Origin of the sequence: Achromobacter pulmonis (assembly GCF_002885955.2) — a bacterium.
GTDB classification, from domain to species: domain Bacteria; phylum Pseudomonadota; class Gammaproteobacteria; order Burkholderiales; family Burkholderiaceae_B; genus Achromobacter; species Achromobacter pulmonis_A.
The window spans coordinates 1-391 of the sequence record NZ_POQS01000083.1; the positions used below are offsets into that span (position 1 = coordinate 1).

The window sequence follows — 391 nt, forward strand, 5'->3', positions numbered from 1 at the left end:
GCCGTTGTCCAGCATCCAGGTCTTGTGGTGCTCGGCAATCGGTTCACCACAGCCTTCGCAGATGTAGGCGGCCGTTTCCGGCTGGCCCCGCTCCCAGCGCAGTTGCTCAAACCGCAGCCACTGGCGGTGGTCGCAATGCGGACACGGCACGAAGTACCTTCGCTGGTCTGATGCCTCAAACTCGCGTTCGACCGCACTGGCCCCGGCAATCGTCGGGGTTGAGACGATCAGGATCTTGCGCCGGGCAAAGGTGCGGGTTCGCGCCTCGGCCAGAGAGATCGCATCACCTTCGCCTTCCACATCCAACGGATAGCCGTCGACCTCGTCGAGAAACAGGTAGCGCACCGGCATGGAACGCAGGCCCACCGCACTGTTGGCGCCGGTCATCACC

At 63.9% G+C, this 391-nt stretch carries 1 protein-coding gene; it reads right to left on the reverse strand.

Features of this window, described 5'->3' with window-relative positions; genetic code table 11:
• Positions 1–391 (reverse strand): phage terminase large subunit family protein (locus C1I89_RS33850; RefSeq protein WP_181391129.1); only part of this gene is annotated, 391 nt, incomplete at both ends.